Origin of the sequence: Micromonospora sediminicola, assembly GCF_900089585.1 — a bacterium.
Taxonomy (GTDB): Bacteria; Actinomycetota; Actinomycetes; order Mycobacteriales; family Micromonosporaceae; genus Micromonospora; species Micromonospora sediminicola.
Genome location: NZ_FLRH01000003.1, coordinates 2,957,291 through 2,974,088, shown reverse-complemented (window position 1 = coordinate 2,974,088; position 16,798 = coordinate 2,957,291). Strand labels below are relative to the sequence as shown.

At 70.5% G+C, this 16,798-nt stretch carries 12 protein-coding genes; 2 read left to right on the top strand and 10 right to left on the bottom strand.

The window, feature by feature from the left end; translation table 11 throughout:
- Positions 1-12: 12 nt before the first annotated feature.
- The 5 genes from GA0070622_RS14325 to GA0070622_RS14305 all read right to left on the bottom strand — a co-directional run bounded on the left by GA0070622_RS14325 (position 13) and on the right by GA0070622_RS14305 (position 7,283).
- Positions 13-2,046 (bottom strand): AbfB domain-containing protein, encoded by a 2,034-nt coding sequence (locus GA0070622_RS14325; protein ID WP_218060589.1) that lies wholly within the window; start codon positions 2,044-2,046, stop codon positions 13-15.
- 403 nt (positions 2,047-2,449) lie between these two features.
- Entirely contained in the window at positions 2,450-4,087 is a 1,638-nt protein-coding gene (locus tag GA0070622_RS14320) for a glycoside hydrolase family 43 protein (RefSeq protein ID WP_091573746.1), read from the bottom strand.
- Positions 4,084-4,965 (bottom strand): carbohydrate ABC transporter permease, encoded by an 882-nt coding sequence (locus GA0070622_RS14315; RefSeq protein WP_091573745.1) that lies wholly within the window; start codon positions 4,963-4,965, stop codon positions 4,084-4,086. The genes GA0070622_RS14320 and GA0070622_RS14315 overlap by 4 nt, the downstream gene beginning before the upstream one ends.
- A gap of 13 nt (positions 4,966-4,978) precedes the next feature.
- Positions 4,979-5,950, bottom strand: coding sequence for a carbohydrate ABC transporter permease (locus GA0070622_RS14310; protein WP_091573744.1), 972 nt, complete (start codon positions 5,948-5,950; stop codon positions 4,979-4,981).
- 70 nt (positions 5,951-6,020) lie between these two features.
- Entirely contained in the window at positions 6,021-7,283 is a 1,263-nt protein-coding gene (locus GA0070622_RS14305; RefSeq protein ID WP_091577387.1) for an extracellular solute-binding protein, read from the bottom strand.
- A 306-nt stretch (positions 7,284-7,589) separates the two neighbouring features.
- Here GA0070622_RS14305 and GA0070622_RS14300 point away from each other — a divergent pair, with 306 nt between their 5' ends.
- The gene (locus GA0070622_RS14300; RefSeq protein WP_091573743.1) at positions 7,590-8,624 is read left to right on the top strand and encodes a LacI family DNA-binding transcriptional regulator; all 1,035 of its coding nucleotides are present in this window, start codon (positions 7,590-7,592) and stop codon (positions 8,622-8,624) included.
- Positions 8,625-8,666: 42 nt separating this feature from the next.
- Here the strand turns inward: GA0070622_RS14300 and GA0070622_RS14295 are convergent, their stop codons facing one another.
- Positions 8,667-10,289: an RICIN domain-containing protein gene (locus tag GA0070622_RS14295; protein WP_176710483.1), complete on the bottom strand. Its 1,623-nt coding sequence runs from the start codon at positions 10,287-10,289 to the stop codon at positions 8,667-8,669.
- Positions 10,290-10,471: 182 nt separating this feature from the next.
- Between GA0070622_RS14295 and GA0070622_RS14290 the strand changes: the two genes are divergently transcribed.
- Complete coding sequence (locus tag GA0070622_RS14290) at positions 10,472-12,133, top strand: RICIN domain-containing protein (RefSeq protein WP_245666273.1); 1,662 nt, start codon at positions 10,472-10,474, stop codon at positions 12,131-12,133.
- Positions 12,134-12,177: 44 nt separating this feature from the next.
- Here the strand turns inward: GA0070622_RS14290 and GA0070622_RS14285 are convergent, their stop codons facing one another.
- Genes GA0070622_RS14285 through GA0070622_RS14270 form a run of 4 tightly spaced genes read right to left on the bottom strand, consistent with a single transcriptional unit; the run spans position 12,178 to position 16,756 of the window.
- Entirely contained in the window at positions 12,178-13,188 is a 1,011-nt protein-coding gene (locus GA0070622_RS14285; protein ID WP_091573742.1) for a LacI family DNA-binding transcriptional regulator, read from the bottom strand.
- 46 nt (positions 13,189-13,234) lie between these two features.
- Positions 13,235-14,257, bottom strand: coding sequence for an ABC transporter permease (locus tag GA0070622_RS14280; RefSeq protein ID WP_091573741.1), 1,023 nt, complete (start codon positions 14,255-14,257; stop codon positions 13,235-13,237).
- Positions 14,254-15,228, bottom strand: a complete 975-nt coding sequence (locus tag GA0070622_RS14275; protein ID WP_091573740.1) for an ABC transporter permease — start codon at positions 15,226-15,228, stop codon at positions 14,254-14,256. Before GA0070622_RS14275 ends, GA0070622_RS14280 begins: the two co-directional genes overlap by 4 nt.
- A complete protein-coding gene (locus GA0070622_RS14270) occupies positions 15,215-16,756 on the bottom strand; it encodes a sugar ABC transporter ATP-binding protein (protein ID WP_091573739.1) in 1,542 nt (513 codons plus the stop codon). The genes GA0070622_RS14275 and GA0070622_RS14270 overlap by 14 nt, the downstream gene beginning before the upstream one ends.
- Positions 16,757-16,798: the final 42 nt, after the last annotated feature.

Below are 16,798 nucleotides of genomic sequence, written 5' to 3'. Positions count from 1 at the left end.
CACGCGGGTGGTTCAGGGAGCGAGTGGGCCGGTCGGCTGCCAGACGGTGTCGTCGTCGAAATGGGCGGGGTTGTCGAAGGCGTTGCCGCCTCCGGGTTCGGCGACGTATCCGGCGGCGTCGTAGTGGCGCAGGTAGCGGTCGGTCAGGTTGACGGAGCGGAGGCGGACTCCGCCCGGCGCGCTCTCCGGGCAGAACGTGGCGTCGGCGCGGAACAGCGCGGTGTCGGTGAAGCTCTCCAGCCGCACCCGGAAGTCGCGGTGCCGCAGGTAGGCGCCGGCGATGTTGACGGCCGCCAGGGAGACGCAGGTCGGGTCTGCCAGACCTGACTGGACGCGGAACGTCGCGTCGCGTCGGTCGGGCTCGGCGGAGCCGGTGTCGAGCACCGACGTCACCGCGAGGAAGTTCCGATGGCGCAGGTAGCGGTCGGTGAAGCCGGGTGTGGTGACCCGCAGGGAAACGGTGCTTCCGGCACGCAGTTGCGGCGGATGATCGACGGCCGTGACGAAGGGGAAGCGTTGTGGCGCGAGGCCGTTACAGTCCCACAGTTGCAGGCGGGTGCCGTTGGCTGTCGCGCCGCCGGGTGCGTCGAGACACCGGCCGGAGTTCGGGTTGACCAGTGCGTCGCCGCGGCGCAGCCACTGCTGGGCCGGTGAGCCGTTGCACTCCCAGATCTGCAGTCTGGTGCCGGCCCCGGTCGCCATCCCGGGTACGTCCAGGCAGCGTCCCTGAGCGCCGATCGACCCGTCGGGCCGTAGGGTCCACCGCTGCACCGGCGCGTCGTTGCACTGCCACAGTTGCACAGCGGCGCCGTTGGCGGTGCCGCCGCCCGCGACGTCGACGCAGGTCCCAGCGGCGCCGGCGAGGCGGCCGGGGCGTGCGGAAGCCGGCGGCAGCAGCGCCGAAGCCGAGTAGGCACGACAGGTGCCGTCGGCAGCGTCATCGGTGCTGACCTGTGACAGCGAGGAGCCGTCGGCGGATGACACCAGCGTGGAGCTGTAGTTGGGGCAGACGCCGGGGCGCGCGTCGGGCACCGCCACCGGAGCGGGCACCGGGTACCAGGAGCCTCGACCGTTGTCCAGGTTGACGAACAGCGCTCGGCCGTTGAGGACGGCCTCGGTGCCGTCGGCGTTACGGACCCGCTGCGCCACGAGCAGCACGCGGCCGGTCGCGGTGGTGGCGAGCGTCGGGGTGGCGGTCAGGTAGCGGCCGTCGGCGGTCTGGACCAGAGGGTCGAGCCGGGCCGGGTCGCCCCAGGTCGTTCCGTCCGCGGAGGTGCGAAAGCGCACCGCGCAGTCGTACTGGCCGCCGAAGCCGCATACCTCGTACGCGAGCAGGTAGGTACCGTCGGGCATCCGGCGGACGGCGGGCATGCCGGGGCGGTGCCCCGGCTGTGGTCCGGTCACGATCGGTGACCGGGGTGACCAGGTGAGCCCGTCGGTGCTGATCGACTGCACGAGGACCTGGCTGCGGCCGGGCTGGCTCTCGTCGGCGAGGTGTGCGACGAGCCGGCCGGCCGCGTCGACGAAGAACTCCGGCTCCCACAGCCCGCCGGCGTTGCTCGCCTGGGCGACGGTGGACAGGTAGCGCCAGGTGCGGCCCACGTCGTTGCTCGCCCAGACGCGGATCGACATGCGCCGGTCGATTCCGCCGTCCTGGCCGACGCTGCCGGCCCAGAGCAGGGTGCCCGCGGGCAGTCCGCCGAGCGGTCGCGGCAGCTCGAACAGTGTGCTGCAGCACAGGCCCTGCCGGGCCACCGGATCGGTGACCGTGCCGACGCGGCGGAAGGGACCATCGGTGGTGCTCTCGTAGATACCCGCGACCGGTCCGCCGGCCGGGAACTGCGTGACGGTGAGAATCACCCGCCCGTTCGCGGTGCCGGAGTTGGTCAGCCGTACCGCGCGCGGATAGAGGGCGGCCTGGCTGTCGACGGGTGTCCCGCTCGCGGCCGTGGCCGGGCGGGCGGCGCCGGGTGCGGTGAGCGCTGCGACGACACCGGTGAGGGCCAGGATGGTGACCACGACGAGTCGGGATGCGCGGGTACCCACCGGTTCGGTTCGCGATCCGTTTTCCTTTTCTCGGCGGTGCCCGCCGGTAGGCCGTTCCGGGGTCGGGCTCGTGGGTGGGGTATCGACGGGCCGTGCCCGTGCGGGTGCGGGGCCGGTAGGGCCGGGCAACCCTGGTCGTCGTGCGGTCATGGTGTCTCCTGGTGGTGGTGCGCGCTCCCGGCGGACTGCGGCCGCCGGCCGGCTCCGGTCCGTCCGCCGCCCGGTGGCGGACGGACCGGAGCCCGCGCGAGGATGTTCTGGCTGGTACGCCCCGGCAATTATTCCATCGACAGGATGCGATGCCTGTTGGCGTTCGAGCCAGGGTTTTCGAAACACTGCTCACGTCGGGACCCGGCGGAGTGACGGGCGCGGCCTCACGGGTAGCTTCCACGGCGTCGGCGGGCTACCGCGCCGCCCGGTACGTCGTTCGGTCGAAGTCGGCGTACGCGTCGCCGCCGGTGAGGTCCTGGACCCAGAGACCGAAGAAGGCACCTGTGAAGCCCCACACCTCGGGCACTCCGTCGACGATCTCGGTAGCGTGCTCGTCGGAGAGGATCGTCGCGTCGAATACGTCCGGCCACCAGGTCGGCACCGACCTCGGCGTTCCCTGGGCGAAGCGCAGTGCCGGCCCGTCCAGCGCGGCGTGCAACTCGACTGGCCCGTGTACCGGCACCGGCCGGTTTAGGCGGCGCAAGCGTCCACGTCGGCAGGTCAGCACGTCCGCCACCACGCCGATGCCGTCCTGGTAGGTGAGGTGGGCGTAGTACCAGTTGCGGGTGTTGTAGTAGGCGACCACCCCGGCCAGGTGCTGGTACGACCGGGGTGTGAAGTCGACCACCGCCGAGAAGGTGGCGCGCGGGTGGTCGATCCGCCGGGCGACCAGACTCGCCCGGTGCCGCGACGACGGCGACTGGCCGCCCGCGAGCCGCAGGTGACCGGGGCGCGTGGTCAGCGACAGCCAGTCCGGCGACGGTGGCCGGCGCAGGGTGGACCAGGCGGGGCCGAGCCGGTCGTCGTCGAAGTCGTCGGTCTGCGGCGCCTCCCGCCACGGCCGCGCCGGTAGCCGGGGGCCGGGAACCCGCTCGTGCGGAATGCCCCCCTCGACGCGCGGCCAGCCGTGCACCGTCCAGTCGACGCGCTGTAGCGCGGTCTCGCGTCCGAGGACACAGGCGCCCCGGCGTCCGAGCGGGCGCGCGGTGAGGTGGGCGAGATACCACTCGTCGTCCGGGGCGGCGACCAGACTGCCGTGGCCGGCCTTCTGCAGGGGCAGATCCGGGCGGTGGGTCGAGGTGAGCATCGGTCCGGCCGGATCGGCGACATAGGGGCCGGTCAGCGAGCGGGAGCGGGCCACGGTCACCTGGTGCTCCCAACCGGTGCCACCCTCCGCGGTGACGAGGTAGTACCAGTCCCCTCGGCGATACAGATGCGGTCCCTCCGTGAAACCGGCCGCAGTGCCGTCGAAGAGTGTGACCGGCTCGCCGACCAAAACCCGCTGACGTCGGTCGTACTCCTGCGCGATGATCCCGCCGGCCCAGGATCGGCCCGGGCGCCAGTCACAGGCGTTGGACAGCAGCCAACTTCGGCCGTCGTGGTCGTGGAACAGCGAGGGGTCGAAGCCGCGGGCGTGCAATGGCGCCGGGTCCGACCAGGGTCCGTCGATCGACGCTGCGGTGGTGACGAAGTTGGGGGTGTCCCAGAACCCGCCGGTGTACGAGTCGACGTCGGTGAACACCAGATGGAACTCGCCGTCGACGTGAGACAGGCAGGGTGCCCACACCCCGCCCGAATCCGGGCATCCGGTCAGGTCCAGCAGGCGCCGATCGGTCAGCACACCACCGAGCGGGCGCCAGTGCACCAGGTCCCGGGAGTGGTGGAGCCGTACTCCTGGATACCACTCGAAGGTGGACGTGGCGAGATAGTAGTCGTCGCCGACCCGCAGGATCGACGGATCGGGGTGGAAGCCGGGCAGCACCGGGTTGCGGATCACGGTCGTGGCCTCGCCGGCGGGGCCCGGCCGTCCGGGTGCGAGCAGTTCCGTCATCCCTTGACCGCTCCCTGCATGATTCCCCCGACGATCTGTCGGGCCAGAAGGACGAAGACCACGAGCACCGGCAGCACGCCGAGGGTGGCGCCGGTGAGCATCAGGGCGTAGTCGGTGTAGTAGCCGCTGGCCAGCACCGACAACGCCACCTGGACGGTCGGGTTCTCCGGGTTGAGCACCACGAGCGGCCAGAAGAAGTCGTTCCACGCCGTCATGAAGGTAAACAGTCCCAGCACCGCCGCGGCGGGACGGATCGCCGGAAGCGCGACGTGCCAGAACACCCGGATCAGGCTGCACCCGTCGACCCGGGCCGCCTCGACGAGCTCCGCCGGCACGGTCTCCTCGACCGCCTGCCGCATCCAGAACACCCCGAACGCGGAGACCAGCGCGGGCACGATCAGCGCCTGCAACCGCCCGGTCCACCCCAACTCGGTCATCAACAGGTAGAGCGGGATGATGCCGAGCTGGGTCGGCACCATCATCGTCGAGATGACCAGCACGAGCAGGCCGTTGCGGCCGCAGAAGCGCAGCCGGGCGAAGGCGAACCCGGCGAGCGAGGCGAAGAAGACGTTGCCCACCGCGACGGAGGTGGCGACCAGGAACGAGTTGGTCAACGCCACACCGAAGTCGGAGCTGTCGAACACCCGAGCGATGTTGTCGAACAGGTGCCCGCCGGGCACCAACGGCGGGGTGGTGTTGCCGATGACGCTGTTGTCGTTGCTGGCGACCACGAACGTCCAGTAGAGCGGGAACAGGGAGGCCACCAGCACGGCGGCGAGAAACAGGTAGATCAGCTTTCCGGGCCGGCGTCCGCGCGAGTATCGGCCGAGCCGAGCCGCGGGCGTCGGCGCGCCGCCGATGCGCGTGGAGGTCACCATGGTCGTCTTCCCTTCACCGGCTCGCCACCGAGCGCCGGACCGCGAGAAAGTTCACCAGCGCGAACACGGCGATGAGCAGGAACAGCAGCCAGGCGACCGCGGAGGCGGAGCCGGCGTCGAAGAGCGTGAAGCCCTTCTCGTAGAGGTACATGGTCACGGTCTGGAACTGGCGGTCGGAGCCGCCGTTGGGCTCACCCTGACCGTCGAAGAGCAGCGGTTCGGCGAACAGCTGCAGTCCCCCGATCGTCGACACCACTGTGGTGAACAGGATCGTCGGTCGGATCATCGGCACTGTGACGTGCCAGAACGCCGACCAGGCCGAGGCGCCGTCGAGCCGTGCCGACTCGTAGAGATCCGCCGGCACGGCCTGCATGGCGGCCAGGTAGATCAACGCGTTGTAGCCGGTCCAACGCCAGATCACGATGACGCTGATGCCCAGGTGCGCGGACCATTTCTCGGCCTGCCAGTTGATCGGGTCGATCCCGACGAAGCCGAGCAGCCAGTTCGCGATGCCGGCGTCCTTGCCGAAGACCTGGGCGAAGACCAGCGCCACGGCGACCACCGAGACGATGTTGGGCACCAGCACCCCGGCTCGCCAGAACGTGCGGGCCCGCAGGGTGGTGTTCAGCGCCGCCGCGAGGCCGAGGGCCAGCAGCAGCTGCGGCACGGTGGAGATGACGAACAGGCTCAGCGTGTTGAGCAGCGCGTTCCAGAAGTCGCCGTCGGCGAGCAGCGCGCGGTAGTTCTGCAGTCCTGTCCAACCGTCGTCACCGTTGATCAGGTGCCAGTCGTGCAGCGACATCCAGAGCGTGGCGAGCAGCGGGAACAGGCCGAACACTCCGAACAGGACGAAAAACGGTGCGATGAACAGGTATGGCGTCGCCCGGCGGTCCAGTACGTCGGCCAGGGTGCGGCGGCGGGGAGCGGGTGGAGGGGCCGCCGGTCGGTGCCGGGCGGCGCGGCGGAGGCCTACATCGGTGGTCATGTCAACTCCGAGGGTTCGCGTCGACGCGGGTGGCACCGACGTTTCGTGCCACCCGCGAATCGACGGCCGGTCAGCCGAGCGTCTTGCGGGCCTCGCCGAGCGCGGCCTGCCAGGCCGCGTCGGGAGACTGCTTGCCTTGCTCGACGCGGGCCAGCGCGCGTCCGAAGACCGGCCGCACGTCCCCGTCCCGGGTGCCGCGGTAGTTGGGGCGTAGGGTCTCACCCGAGCGGGCGAAGATTTCCCCCACCGGGGCGTTGTTGAAGTACTCGTTGCGGAAGTCGAGCACCGCCGGGTCCTTAAGCGGCCCGGGCTGGGAGGGCAGGCTTCCGACACTTTGGAAGATCTTGGTCTCCGACTCCGGCGAGGTGAGGAACTTCGCCAGCTCGTACGCCTCCTTGGGGTGCTTGCCCTGCTTCGGAATCGTCAGGAAGGATCCGCCCCAGTTGCCGCCGCTGCCGGGCACCTTGGCGATGTCCCACTTGCCGGCGTTGGCGGGCCCGGACCCGTCCTTGATCAGCCCGAGCATCCAGCTCGGGCAGGGCAGGGTCGCGAAGGTGCCCTGCTTGAACCCGACGTTCCACTGCTGGCTGAACGGGTCGAGCTGGGCGGACATGCCCTTGCCGCCGGCCGCCGTGGCGACCTTGGCGAAGGTGTCCTTGATCTGCGGGTTCGTGTCGCCGACGTACTGGTCGCTGGGGTCGAAGTAGCCGTACGGCAATTGGTTGATCATGGCGCTGTAGACGTTGCCGGCGCTGTCGAACCACTTGGCCTTGCTGCCGGAGGCGACGAACCGCTGACCGACGGCGAAGTAGTCGTCCCAGCTCGTGTAGAGCTTGGACACCTCGTTCCGGTCGGTGGGCAGCCCGGCGGCCTTGAACAGGTCCGCGCGGTAGCACAGTGCCAGACCGCCCATGTCGGTGCCGAGACCCATGACGAACGCGCCGCCGTCGGCGACGCCCTGCTCCCACTTCCACGGCAGCCACTGGCTCTTCAGGTCCGCCGCGCCGTAGTCGGCGAGGTTGACGAACTTGTCCTTGGACTGGCGGAACTGCGGCAGGAAGCCCTCCTCCACCGCCTCGACGTCTGCCGCGCCGGCGCCGGCGGCCAGCCGGGTGGCGAGCTGCTTGTGGTGTGGGTCGAACTCCGCCTTGCGGATCTTGACCTCGATGTCGGGGTGCGCGGTCATGTACTCCTTGACCAGGGGTTCGTAACCGAAGTCACTGAACACCGCGACGGTGAGAGTGGTCTTGCCACCCGAGCCGCCGTCGCCGCCACCGCAGCCGCTCGCGGTGGCGGCGAGCGCGGCGGCGACCAGTCCGGCGGCCAGCCTCATGCCCACGGCTCCGCGACGGGGCGGGGTGCGCCAAGGCGCCATCGTTTGCCTCCTCAATGACCGGGCCGGCCGGCCCGGGACGCTGTCGTGCTGGTGGATCCGCCCGGCCGATCCACGACGGGCGCGGACGGTCCGGTGGTGCCGTTGCCGGATGGCCCGGCGACGGCACCGGTGCGGTGCGACACAACGTAGGGCGGCTCGAAACATCGACCAACAAGTTTCGAAACATGTTGGAAACTGTGACCCGGGCGGGGGCAGACTGGCCGGACGCGGCGCATCATCGGGCCGCGGCGAGAGGGAGGCACCGTGGGAGGCACATCGGCTGCTCCGGCGTCCCGGTGCACGCTGGCGACGATCGCCCGGGAGGCGAACGTCTCGGTGCCCACCGTCTCCAAGGTGCTCAACGGGCACAGCGACGTCGCGCCGACAACCCGGGCGCAGGTGGAACGGTTGCTCACCCTGCACGGCTACCAGCGGCCGCGGGTGCCGCGGCGGACCAGCAGGCGCGGCGACCTGCTCGATCTGGTGATCAACGAGCTGGACAGCGCCTGGGCGCTGGAGATCCTGACCGGGGTCGAGGAGGTCGCCGAGGAGGTCAACATGAGCCTCGTCGTCTCGGCCGTGCACAACCGGGCCAGCCTCACCCGACGCTGGCTGGACTCGCTGATCTCCCGCGGCTCGCAGGGTGCGATCCTGGTGCTCTCGGAACTGGCCGAGGAACAGCGGGCCGAGCTGTCCCGGCGGACGCTGCCGTTCGTGGTGGTCGACGGGGTGAGCCTGCCGCCGCCGGAAGTACCATCAGTCGGCGCCACCAACTTCGGCGGCGGCTACGCCGCCACCGAACATCTCCTTGCTCTGGGTCACCGCCGGATCGGCGTAATCGGAGGCCCGGAGCAGATGTTGTGCACCCGGGCCCGGGTGGCCGGCTACCGGGCCGCGTTGGAGGCGGCGGGTCTGCCCGCGTGCCGCGAGTTGGTCCGTTACGGCGACTTCCACCATAGCGGCGGGCTGGCCGCCGCCCAGCGCCTGCTCGCCCTGCCGGAGCCGCCGACCGCCATCTTCGCCGGCAGCGACCAGCAGGCCACCGGCGTCTACGAGGCGGTGCGACAGATCGGGCGCAGCATCCCGCACGACGTCAGTGTGGTCGGTTTCGACGACCTGAACTTCGCCCAGTGGACCGCTCCCCCGTTGACAACCGTGCGTCAGCCGCTGCGGGAGATGGGCGGCACCGCCGCTCGTACTCTGCTGCGCATCATCGGCGGCCAGCGGCTCGACACCCATCGCATCGAGCTGGCCACGACCCTGGTCCGCCGGGAGAGCACCGCCCCTCCGCCGGCCTGACCGGGGCCGCCGGCATCAGCCGGCGGCCCGGTCCGCCCTGGGTCAGATCAGCTGCCACCGCTGGTTGGACTGGTTGTTGCCGCAGGTCCAGATCTGCAACCGGGTGCCGTTGACGGTGCCCCGTCCGGTCGCGTCGAGGCACTTGCCGGAGTTCGGGTTCCGCAGGGTGCCGTCCGCATCGGCCAGCCACCGTTGGGCCGCGCTGCCGGCGATGCACGTCCACAACCACACCGGGGTGCCGTCGGCGGTGCCGACGCCACGGACGTCGAGGCACTTGCCGGATCCGCTGTTGACGAGCGTGTCGCCGGCCCGGCGCCAGCGCTGGGCGCCGTTGCCGAGACAGTCCCAGAGCTGCACGGTGGTGCCGTCCGCCGTGCCGCCGCCGGCCACGTCGACGCAACGTCCGCTGCCGGCGCCGACGATCGCCCCGTCGGTGGCTGCGGCACAGCGGGTGACGAAGTTGCGGTCGACCAGACCCCGACAGAACGAGGCACGTGCCTCGGCGTACCGGGACAGCCGGCCGTCGACGAACCAGGTCGAGTTGACCGGAAAGTCGAAGGATCCGTCGTCGACGCCGTCCCAGCCGTAGCGGAAGTCGAGGTTGATGTAGACCGCGGCGCGGATGACGCCCCGCAGGTCGTAGCTGCCCGACATGTTCGGGATCGGGCCCACGTAGTCCATCAGCGAGAACAGCCGACGGACCCACAGGTCGCCGCGCTGCGGTTCCAGGCCCGCGGTGTCGGCGCCGTTGTCGGTGAAGTTCATCATCCCCGCCTCTGAGATGATCATGGGTTTGCCGTGGTCCTTGGCGAACTTCATCATCTTCAACACGTTGGCGTCGTGGTCCCAGTTGCGCCACACCGCCGCCGGGTTGCCGGCGGAGTCGGTTCCCACGTACGCGTTGCGGCACTGCAGCGCAGCGGTGTCGTAGTTCTGCGGCGGCGTGCCGTTGTAGAGGTAGCCCCGTTCGTAGATCGGCAGGCACAGCTCGTGCGCGAAGATGGAGACGCCGATCCAGTCGACGACCGCGTCGCCCGGGTAGAGCTTCTCGAACTCGCCACGCACCGGGTGGAACACATAGGTGACGTTGTCCTGCCGCTTCGCGCCGTCGAAGAGCGAGCGCAGCCTGGCGAAGGCGTCACGGTAGGACGCGCACGAGGCGTCGGTGCAGTGGTAGAACGATGACACCTCGTAGTCGAGCCGGAGGAAGAACCTCGCGGCGGGATACTGGTTCACGAAGGCGATCAGGTTGGTGAACTGAGCGTCCCACCGGCCGTCGGCGATCTCTCGGGTGACGGCCCGGGAGCGGGCCGCCTTGGCGTTCTCGTCACCGCCGGTGAAGCCTGGCGGATTGTCCTTCCAGGAGATTCCGATCTGGACCATCCGCCCCTGCTGGGCGAGCTGGGTGGCGTGGTCGCGGTGGCCTGGGTTGACCCACGTGCCGGACCTCACCTCGTAGTAGACGGAGCCGCCGGAGGGTGGGGCGGCGAACGACGTGTAGTCGTTCCAGGCGGCGGCGGTGGACTGGCCGACGAACAGCAGTCGGCCACCGTCGGCCGGGAGGAACGTCGCGGCCGAGACGGGGGTGGGCGGGGGCAGCACGGTGACGACGCCGACGACCATCAGCAGGGCCGAGAGCAACACCAGGAGACGGGTACGTGACATGGGCGAACGCTAGGCAGCCGGCCGCTGCGACGTCGACGGTTTTCGATAACCGATTGTTGCTGGCGTGTTTCGAAACTACGAGACTTCCGATCGACACGTCGTTATGTTCCGGCCGTCGTTCCCGCGCCGGATCGCCCGGCGCGCGGACGGCCACCCCACCACCTCCGAACCAGGGAGCCCCGATGCGGACCATCCGCTCGACCGGCGGCGCACGCCGGTCCCGTACCCTGATACGTGCCGCGCTCGCCCTCGTCCTCGCGACGACCGCGACCGTCGGTGGCCTGATCCCCGCGCCCGCCGCGAGCGCCGCGGTCAGTGGCCGGAATCTTCCCGCCGACGGCAAGGTCCGCCTGTTCATGGGCCAGGACTCGAGCACGCTGGCCGACTACAAGCGCGACGTCCTGGATGCCGACGCGACCGCGCCCCGCCCCGGCGGGGTGACCCTGTACACCAACCTGCTGCTCGGCGGCGACCCACCGCCGCTGGCCGGCTTCTACGGCCCGGCGAACTGGGGCTCAGGCACGGTCGACTTCCCGGCCACGCTCGCGCAGTACCCGGGCGCGGCTCTCGCCGTCGGTCTCTACCTCTCCGACGCCAGCACGGGGTGCAACAACCAGCCGCTGCGGGCCATCATCGGACGTCCGGACGCCGACGTGGTCAACCTGACCGCCGCCTACCGCCAGAAGGTCGACGAGATGATCACCTGGCTCAAGAACACCGGGCGGGAGGTGTTCCTGCGTATCGGCTACGAGTACGACGGGCCGTGGAACTGCTACAACGCCGACTTCTACAAGGAGGCGTTCCGGTTCATCAAGGGTCGCATCGACGCGCTGGGCGCCAGCCGCGTCGCCACGGTCTGGCAGTCCGCCGGCTGGCCGATCGACGAGCACACCGACCACCCGGAGTGGAACTACGTGGTCACGGCCGCAAACCACTTCGACGCCTGGTACCCCGGCGACCAGTACGTCGACTGGGTCGGTCTGTCGGCCTTCTACGGTGCCACCTACCAGCGCTACCAGTGGTCCTGCCGCGCCCCGAACACGTCGCCGAGGGCGTTGCAGGACCGGGCGCTGAACTTCGCCCGCGGGCACGGGAAGCCGGTCATGATCGCCGAGGCCGCGCCGCAGGGCTTCACCACCGGCGCCAAGACCTCCAGCTGCATCTTCGCGAAGAACCCGCAGCCGATCAGCGCGACGGCGCTCTGGGACACCTGGTACGCCGACTTCTTCGGCTACGTCAACGCCAACACCGACGTCATCCGGGCCGTCGCCTACATCAACACCAACTGGGACGCCCAGACGCAGTGGCAGTGCAACGGCGCTCCGGCCGGCCAGCCCGGCTGCGCCAACGGCTACTGGGGTGACTCGCGCATCCAGGCCGACCCCACCATCCGCAGCCGCTTCCTCAACGAGATCCGTAAGTCGATCTACGTCGGCGGCACCAGCACCACCACGAGCACCGTGATCCGTGGGCAGGGCAGCAACCGCTGTGTCGACGTGGCCGGGGGCGGCACTGCCGACGGCACCAACGTCATCCTCTGGGACTGCTGGGGCGGCGCACCGCAGCAGTGGCGCCGGTCGGGTGACGCGTTCGTCAACCCCCAGTCCGGCAAGTGCCTCGACGTACGCGGCGGCGGTACCGCCAACGGCAGCGACGTGTGGCTCTGGACCTGCATCGCCGGCAGCGGCGCCCAGCGCTGGGTCCAGCAGAGCAACGGCACGCTGCTCAACCCGCAGTCGGGCAAGTGCCTGGACGCGGACGGCTGGGGCACCGCGAACGGCACCGAGCTGATCATTTGGACCTGTGGCGCGAACCAGTCGAACCAGATCTGGCGCCTCGGTTAGGAAGTGGGGGTGGGCGCCGGCCCCCGCCGGCGTCCACCCCGTCGTCATCGTGTCGAGCCGCTGCTCTCCCGCTCGACCAAGCGGAAGGTGGGCTGCTCGTGCGCCGGCGGCCGGGCGTCGCCCTCGATCCGGGCCACCAGACGCCGGACCGCCAGCCGGCCGATCTCCCGCTTGTCCGGGGCGATCGTGGTCAACGTGGGGTTGCTGAACCGCCCTTCCTCGATGTCGTCGATGCCGGCGACCGCCACGTCGTCCGGCACGCGGACGCCGGCACGGGCGAGAGCGCGCAGCGCTCCGATGGCGGTCAGGTCGTTGTACGCGAGCACGGCATCGGGCGGCTCGTCCAGCGTCAGAAGGTGACGCATGGCCCGCTCACCATCGGTGCGCCCGAACTGTGCGGTGGGTGCGACCAGCCGCAGGTCGAACGGCATCCCCGCCTCGACGAGTGCCTCCCGGTAGCCGCGGATGCGCAGGTGGGCCGACTGCCGGTCGTCCCACGGCGGTGCGCCGACGAACGCGATCCTCCGGCGACCGAGCGCCACCAGGTGCGCGGTCGCCGTCCGACTCGCCGCGACGTTGTCGATCGCGATGTGGTCGTAGGGCACGTCGTAGACGCCCTCACCGATCAGCACCAGGGGCAACTGGGCCCGGCGGCCCAGCACCTCGTTCCGACCGATCGCCACCGGGCTGAGGATCAGACCGTCGATGATGTGCCGCTGCGCGCCGTCCAGCAGCGTCAGCTCCTCGGTCCGCTCGCCGGCGGTGTTCTCCATCAGCAGCGTGTAACCGAGCCCGGCGGCCTCCCGGATGGCAACGTCGGCCAGCTCGGCGAAGTACGGGTTGGTCAACTCGGGGATGGCCAGCGCGATCAGCCCGGTGCGGCCGCGGCGCAGGTGCCGCGCGCTCAGGTTGGGGGTGTAGCCCAGCTCGTCGATGGCCTGCTGCACCCGCTGCCGGGTGCTCTCCCCCACCGGCCGGTAGCCGTTGACCACGTTCGAGACGGTGGCGAGTGAGACCCCCGCCCGCTCCGCGATGTCCTTCAGACTCACACCCATGAGCCGTCCCTCCCGCCCGCACCGCCGCCCGACTCCCGGATCGGCCTCACCGCAGCCGCCGGATCCGGCTGAGATAGGTCTGTGTCACGACGACGACCACCAGGAACACTCCGCTCACCACCGACTGCAGTGAGGAGGTGAGGTTACCGATCTGGTTGATGACGTTCTGGATGACGCCGAGCAGCAGGACCCCGCACATGCTGCCGCTGACGCTGCCCGCGCCGCCGATCAGCAGTGTCCCGCCGATGACCACCGCCGCGATGGCGTCCAGTTCCAGGCCGACGCCGAGGATGGTGACCCCCGAGCCGAGCCGGGCGGTGTTCAGCACGCCGGCGAGGCCGGCCAGTAACCCGCTCAGCACATAGGTGAGAACCTTTACTCGCGCCACCGGCAGCCCCATCAGCGACGCCGCCTCCGCGTTGCCGCCCACGGCGAACACCGCCTGACCGTATCCGGTGCGTTGCAACAGCAGAGCGCCCAGCACGCAGAGCACGGCCGCGACGAACACCGGGTAGCCGACGCCGAGCAGGGTGCCGCGACCGACATCGAGCAGCGTCGCGCCTTTCGGCACGAGGTAGGTCGTCGCGCCCTCGCCGGTGATGGCGAGCAGCAGGCCGCGGGCGCCGAGCAGGCTGGCCAGCGTGACGATGAAGGGTTCGAGGCCGGTGCGAGCGATCACCAGGCCGTTGAGCAGGCCGATCCCGCCACACACGGCCAGTGGCACCAGCAGCGCCGCCGCGGTGCCGTACGGCGAGGCCCACGCCGCCAGCACCCCGCCGAGGGCGAAGACGGAACCGACCGACAGGTCGATGCCGCCACTGATGATCACGAAGGTCATGCCGAGCGCGACGATGGCGAGCGTCGCCGACTGGATGGCGATTCCGGCCAGGTTGTCCGAGGTGGCGAAGGCCGGGAACAGGATGGCCGAAACGACACAGGCGAGCAGGAGCACGGCCGGGGCGCCGTGCCGCTGCGCGAGCGCCGCGACCCGCTCGCTGGTGGCGGTACGCCTCCGTGGCGCCTGTGCCGCGACGGCCGTGAGTTGCGTGCTGTCGGTGACGCCGGTCATCGTGTCCTCCGCTGCCGGGCGAGGTAGACGGCGACGAGGATGATGACGGCCTGCACCATCTGTGCCGTGGAGTCGGGCAGGTTGTGTTTGATCATCGTGGCGCGCAGCAGTTGCATGAGCAACGCACCGGCCACCGTGCCGAGGACGCGGATCCGCCCGCCGTTCAACGGAGTACCGCCGACCACGACCGCGGTGATGGCCGACAGTTCGATGAGGTTGCCGATCGCGGACGGGTCACTGGCGGTGAGCCGGGCCGTCGCCAGTACGCCGGCCGCGGCGGCGAACAGCCCGCAGATCATGTAGGCCACGATCAACACTCGCCGTACCGGCAGGCCGGCCAGTCGCGCGGCGGCCCGGTTGCCTCCGATCGCCACCAACTGCCGGCCGTAGGTGGTCCGGTTGACCAACAGCCCGACGACTGTCGCGAGCAGGACGGCGATCCACGCCACGACCGGCAGGCCGAGGACCTCCTGACTGCCGAGCGCGAGCAGGTCGGCGTTGCGGATCTGCTTGAGCTGGCCGTCCGCGACGACCAGTGCGATTCCCCGGCCCGCGACGAGCAGGGCGAGAGTCGCCACGATCGGTTGCAGGCCGACCGCGGCGACGAGGGTGCCGTTCAGGGCACCGGCGACGACGCCGGCCAGCAGCGCCACGGCAATCGCCGGCGCCGCGCCGAACCCCAGGTAGAGCGGCAGCACCGCGGCCGCCAGCGCCATCACCGACCCGACCGAGAGGTCGATACCCTCGCTGCCGATGACCAGGGCCATGCCCAGCGCCACGATCAGGACCGGTGCGACCTGGACGAGTTGGGTCCGCATGTTGCCCAGTTCGACGAAGTTCTCGGTGAAGGCGACGTTGAACAGCAGCAGCGCCAGGACCGCGACGTAGACGCCGTAGTCCTGCACGTGTCGAGTCATCGCCGCCCGGTCGACCGGCCGATCGAGGAGGGGGCCGGCCTCAGCGGTCTTCATCGGGGTCCTCCTTGTCGGCGGCGAGCCGGGTCATGATGGCGTCCTCCGAGACGTCGTCGCCGGTCAGCTCCCCGACCACGGCACCGGCCCGCAGCACGACGACGCGGTCCGCGCCCTCGACCAGTTCCTCGAGATCCGAGGAGATGAGCACGACGGCCAGACCGTCTCGGGCGAGTTCGGCGACGAGCGCCTGCACCTCGGCCTTGGCGCCCACGTCGATGCCCCGGGTCGGTTCGTCGAGCAGCAGCAGGCGCGGACTGAGGCAGAGCCACCTGGCGAGCAGCACCTTCTGCTGGTTGCCGCCGGACAGCTCACCCACCCGCTGCTCGGGGCCGGACGCCCGGATGCGGAGGCGGCGCATGAACGTCTCGACGATCCGGTCCTGGCGAGCCCGGCTGATCACCCCGGCCCGGGCCAGTCGCGGCATGGCCGCCAGCACGATGTTCTCCCGTACCGACAGCTCGGGGATGACGCCCTCGGCCTTGCGGTCCTCCGGCAGCAGTGCGACGCCCGCGCGCAGCGCGGCGGCGGGCGTGGGTCGGCGGATCTGCCGGCCGTCCACGACGACGCGGCCGGCGTCCAACGGCAGCGCGCCGACGACGGCCTTGACCGTCTCCGAGCGGCCGGAGCCGAGTAGTCCTCCGAGCCCGACCACCTCCCCGCCGGCCACGGTGAACGACACGTCGTCCAGCGCATGCCGCTTGCGCAGGCCCTCGGCGAGCAGGACCGGGTCGCCGAGGGCCGGCCCGTGTCCGGTGAAGGCGGTGACACCCTCGCGGGCGACCTGGGTCAGGCTGCGCCCCAGCATGTGTGCCACGAGCTGTAGCCGGTCCAGCTCGGCGAGCGCTCCGCTGTGCACGGTCCGTCCGTCGCGCAGGACGGTGATCCGGTCGCACAGTTCGTATAGTTCGTCGAGGCGGTGACTGACGTAGACCACCGCGATGCCCCGGGCGCTCAGCCGCCGTACCACCTCGAACAGGGTGGCCACCTCGTGGGATTCGAGCGACGACGTCGGCTCGTCCATGATGAGCACGCGGGCGTCGACGGCGACGGCGCGGGCCAGCGCGACCATCTGCTGGGCGGCCAGGCTCAGCGAGCGCAGTGGGCGGGTGACGTCGACCTCGATGCCGTAGCGGGAGAGCACCTCGCCGGCCTGGCGGTTCATCCTCCCCACGTCGACCAGCCCGTAGCGGCGCGGCTCCCGACCGAGGAACAGGTTGCGCGCCACGCTCATCAGCGGAATGAGATTGACCTCCTGGTAGATGGTCGAGATGCCGGCCCGCTGCGCGTCCATGGGGCGGTCGAAGGCGACCTCGTGGTCGAGGTACCGCACGGTCCCCGCGTCCGGCCGGTAGACGCCGGTGATCACCTTGATCAGGGTCGACTTTCCGGCGCCGTTCTCGCCGACGAGGGCGTGCACCTCGCCGGGACGCAGGCTCAGCTCCACCCCGTCCAACGCGAGCACACCCGGAAACTTCTTGGTGACACCCCGCACCTCGAGCACCGGCGGCACCGCATCGTCAGTCATGTCGGTCTTCCCTTGGTCGGACAGGCCGACCGAGCCGGTGCG

Bases quoted from the DNA above. Each gene is read 5' to 3' on its own strand.
- GA0070622_RS14320 (WP_091573746.1), bottom strand. From the start codon at position 4,087: ATGACGGAACTGCTCGCACCCGGACGGCCGGGCCCCGCCGGCGAGGCC.
- GA0070622_RS14315 (WP_091573745.1), bottom strand. From the start codon at position 4,965: ATGGTGACCTCCACGCGCATCGGCGGCGCGCCGACGCCCGCGGCTCGG.
- GA0070622_RS14310 (WP_091573744.1), bottom strand. From the start codon at position 5,950: ATGACCACCGATGTAGGCCTCCGCCGCGCCGCCCGGCACCGACCGGCG.
- GA0070622_RS14305 (WP_091577387.1), bottom strand. From the start codon at position 7,283: ATGAGGCTGGCCGCCGGACTGGTCGCCGCCGCGCTCGCCGCCACCGCG.
- GA0070622_RS14295 (WP_176710483.1), bottom strand. From the start codon at position 10,289: ATGTCACGTACCCGTCTCCTGGTGTTGCTCTCGGCCCTGCTGATGGTC.
- GA0070622_RS14290 (WP_245666273.1), top strand. From the start codon at position 10,472: ATGCGGACCATCCGCTCGACCGGCGGCGCACGCCGGTCCCGTACCCTG.
- GA0070622_RS14285 (WP_091573742.1), bottom strand. From the start codon at position 13,188: ATGGGTGTGAGTCTGAAGGACATCGCGGAGCGGGCGGGGGTCTCACTC.
- GA0070622_RS14280 (WP_091573741.1), bottom strand. From the start codon at position 14,257: ATGACCGGCGTCACCGACAGCACGCAACTCACGGCCGTCGCGGCACAG.
- GA0070622_RS14275 (WP_091573740.1), bottom strand. From the start codon at position 15,228: ATGAAGACCGCTGAGGCCGGCCCCCTCCTCGATCGGCCGGTCGACCGG.
- GA0070622_RS14270 (WP_091573739.1), bottom strand. From the start codon at position 16,756: ATGACTGACGATGCGGTGCCGCCGGTGCTCGAGGTGCGGGGTGTCACC.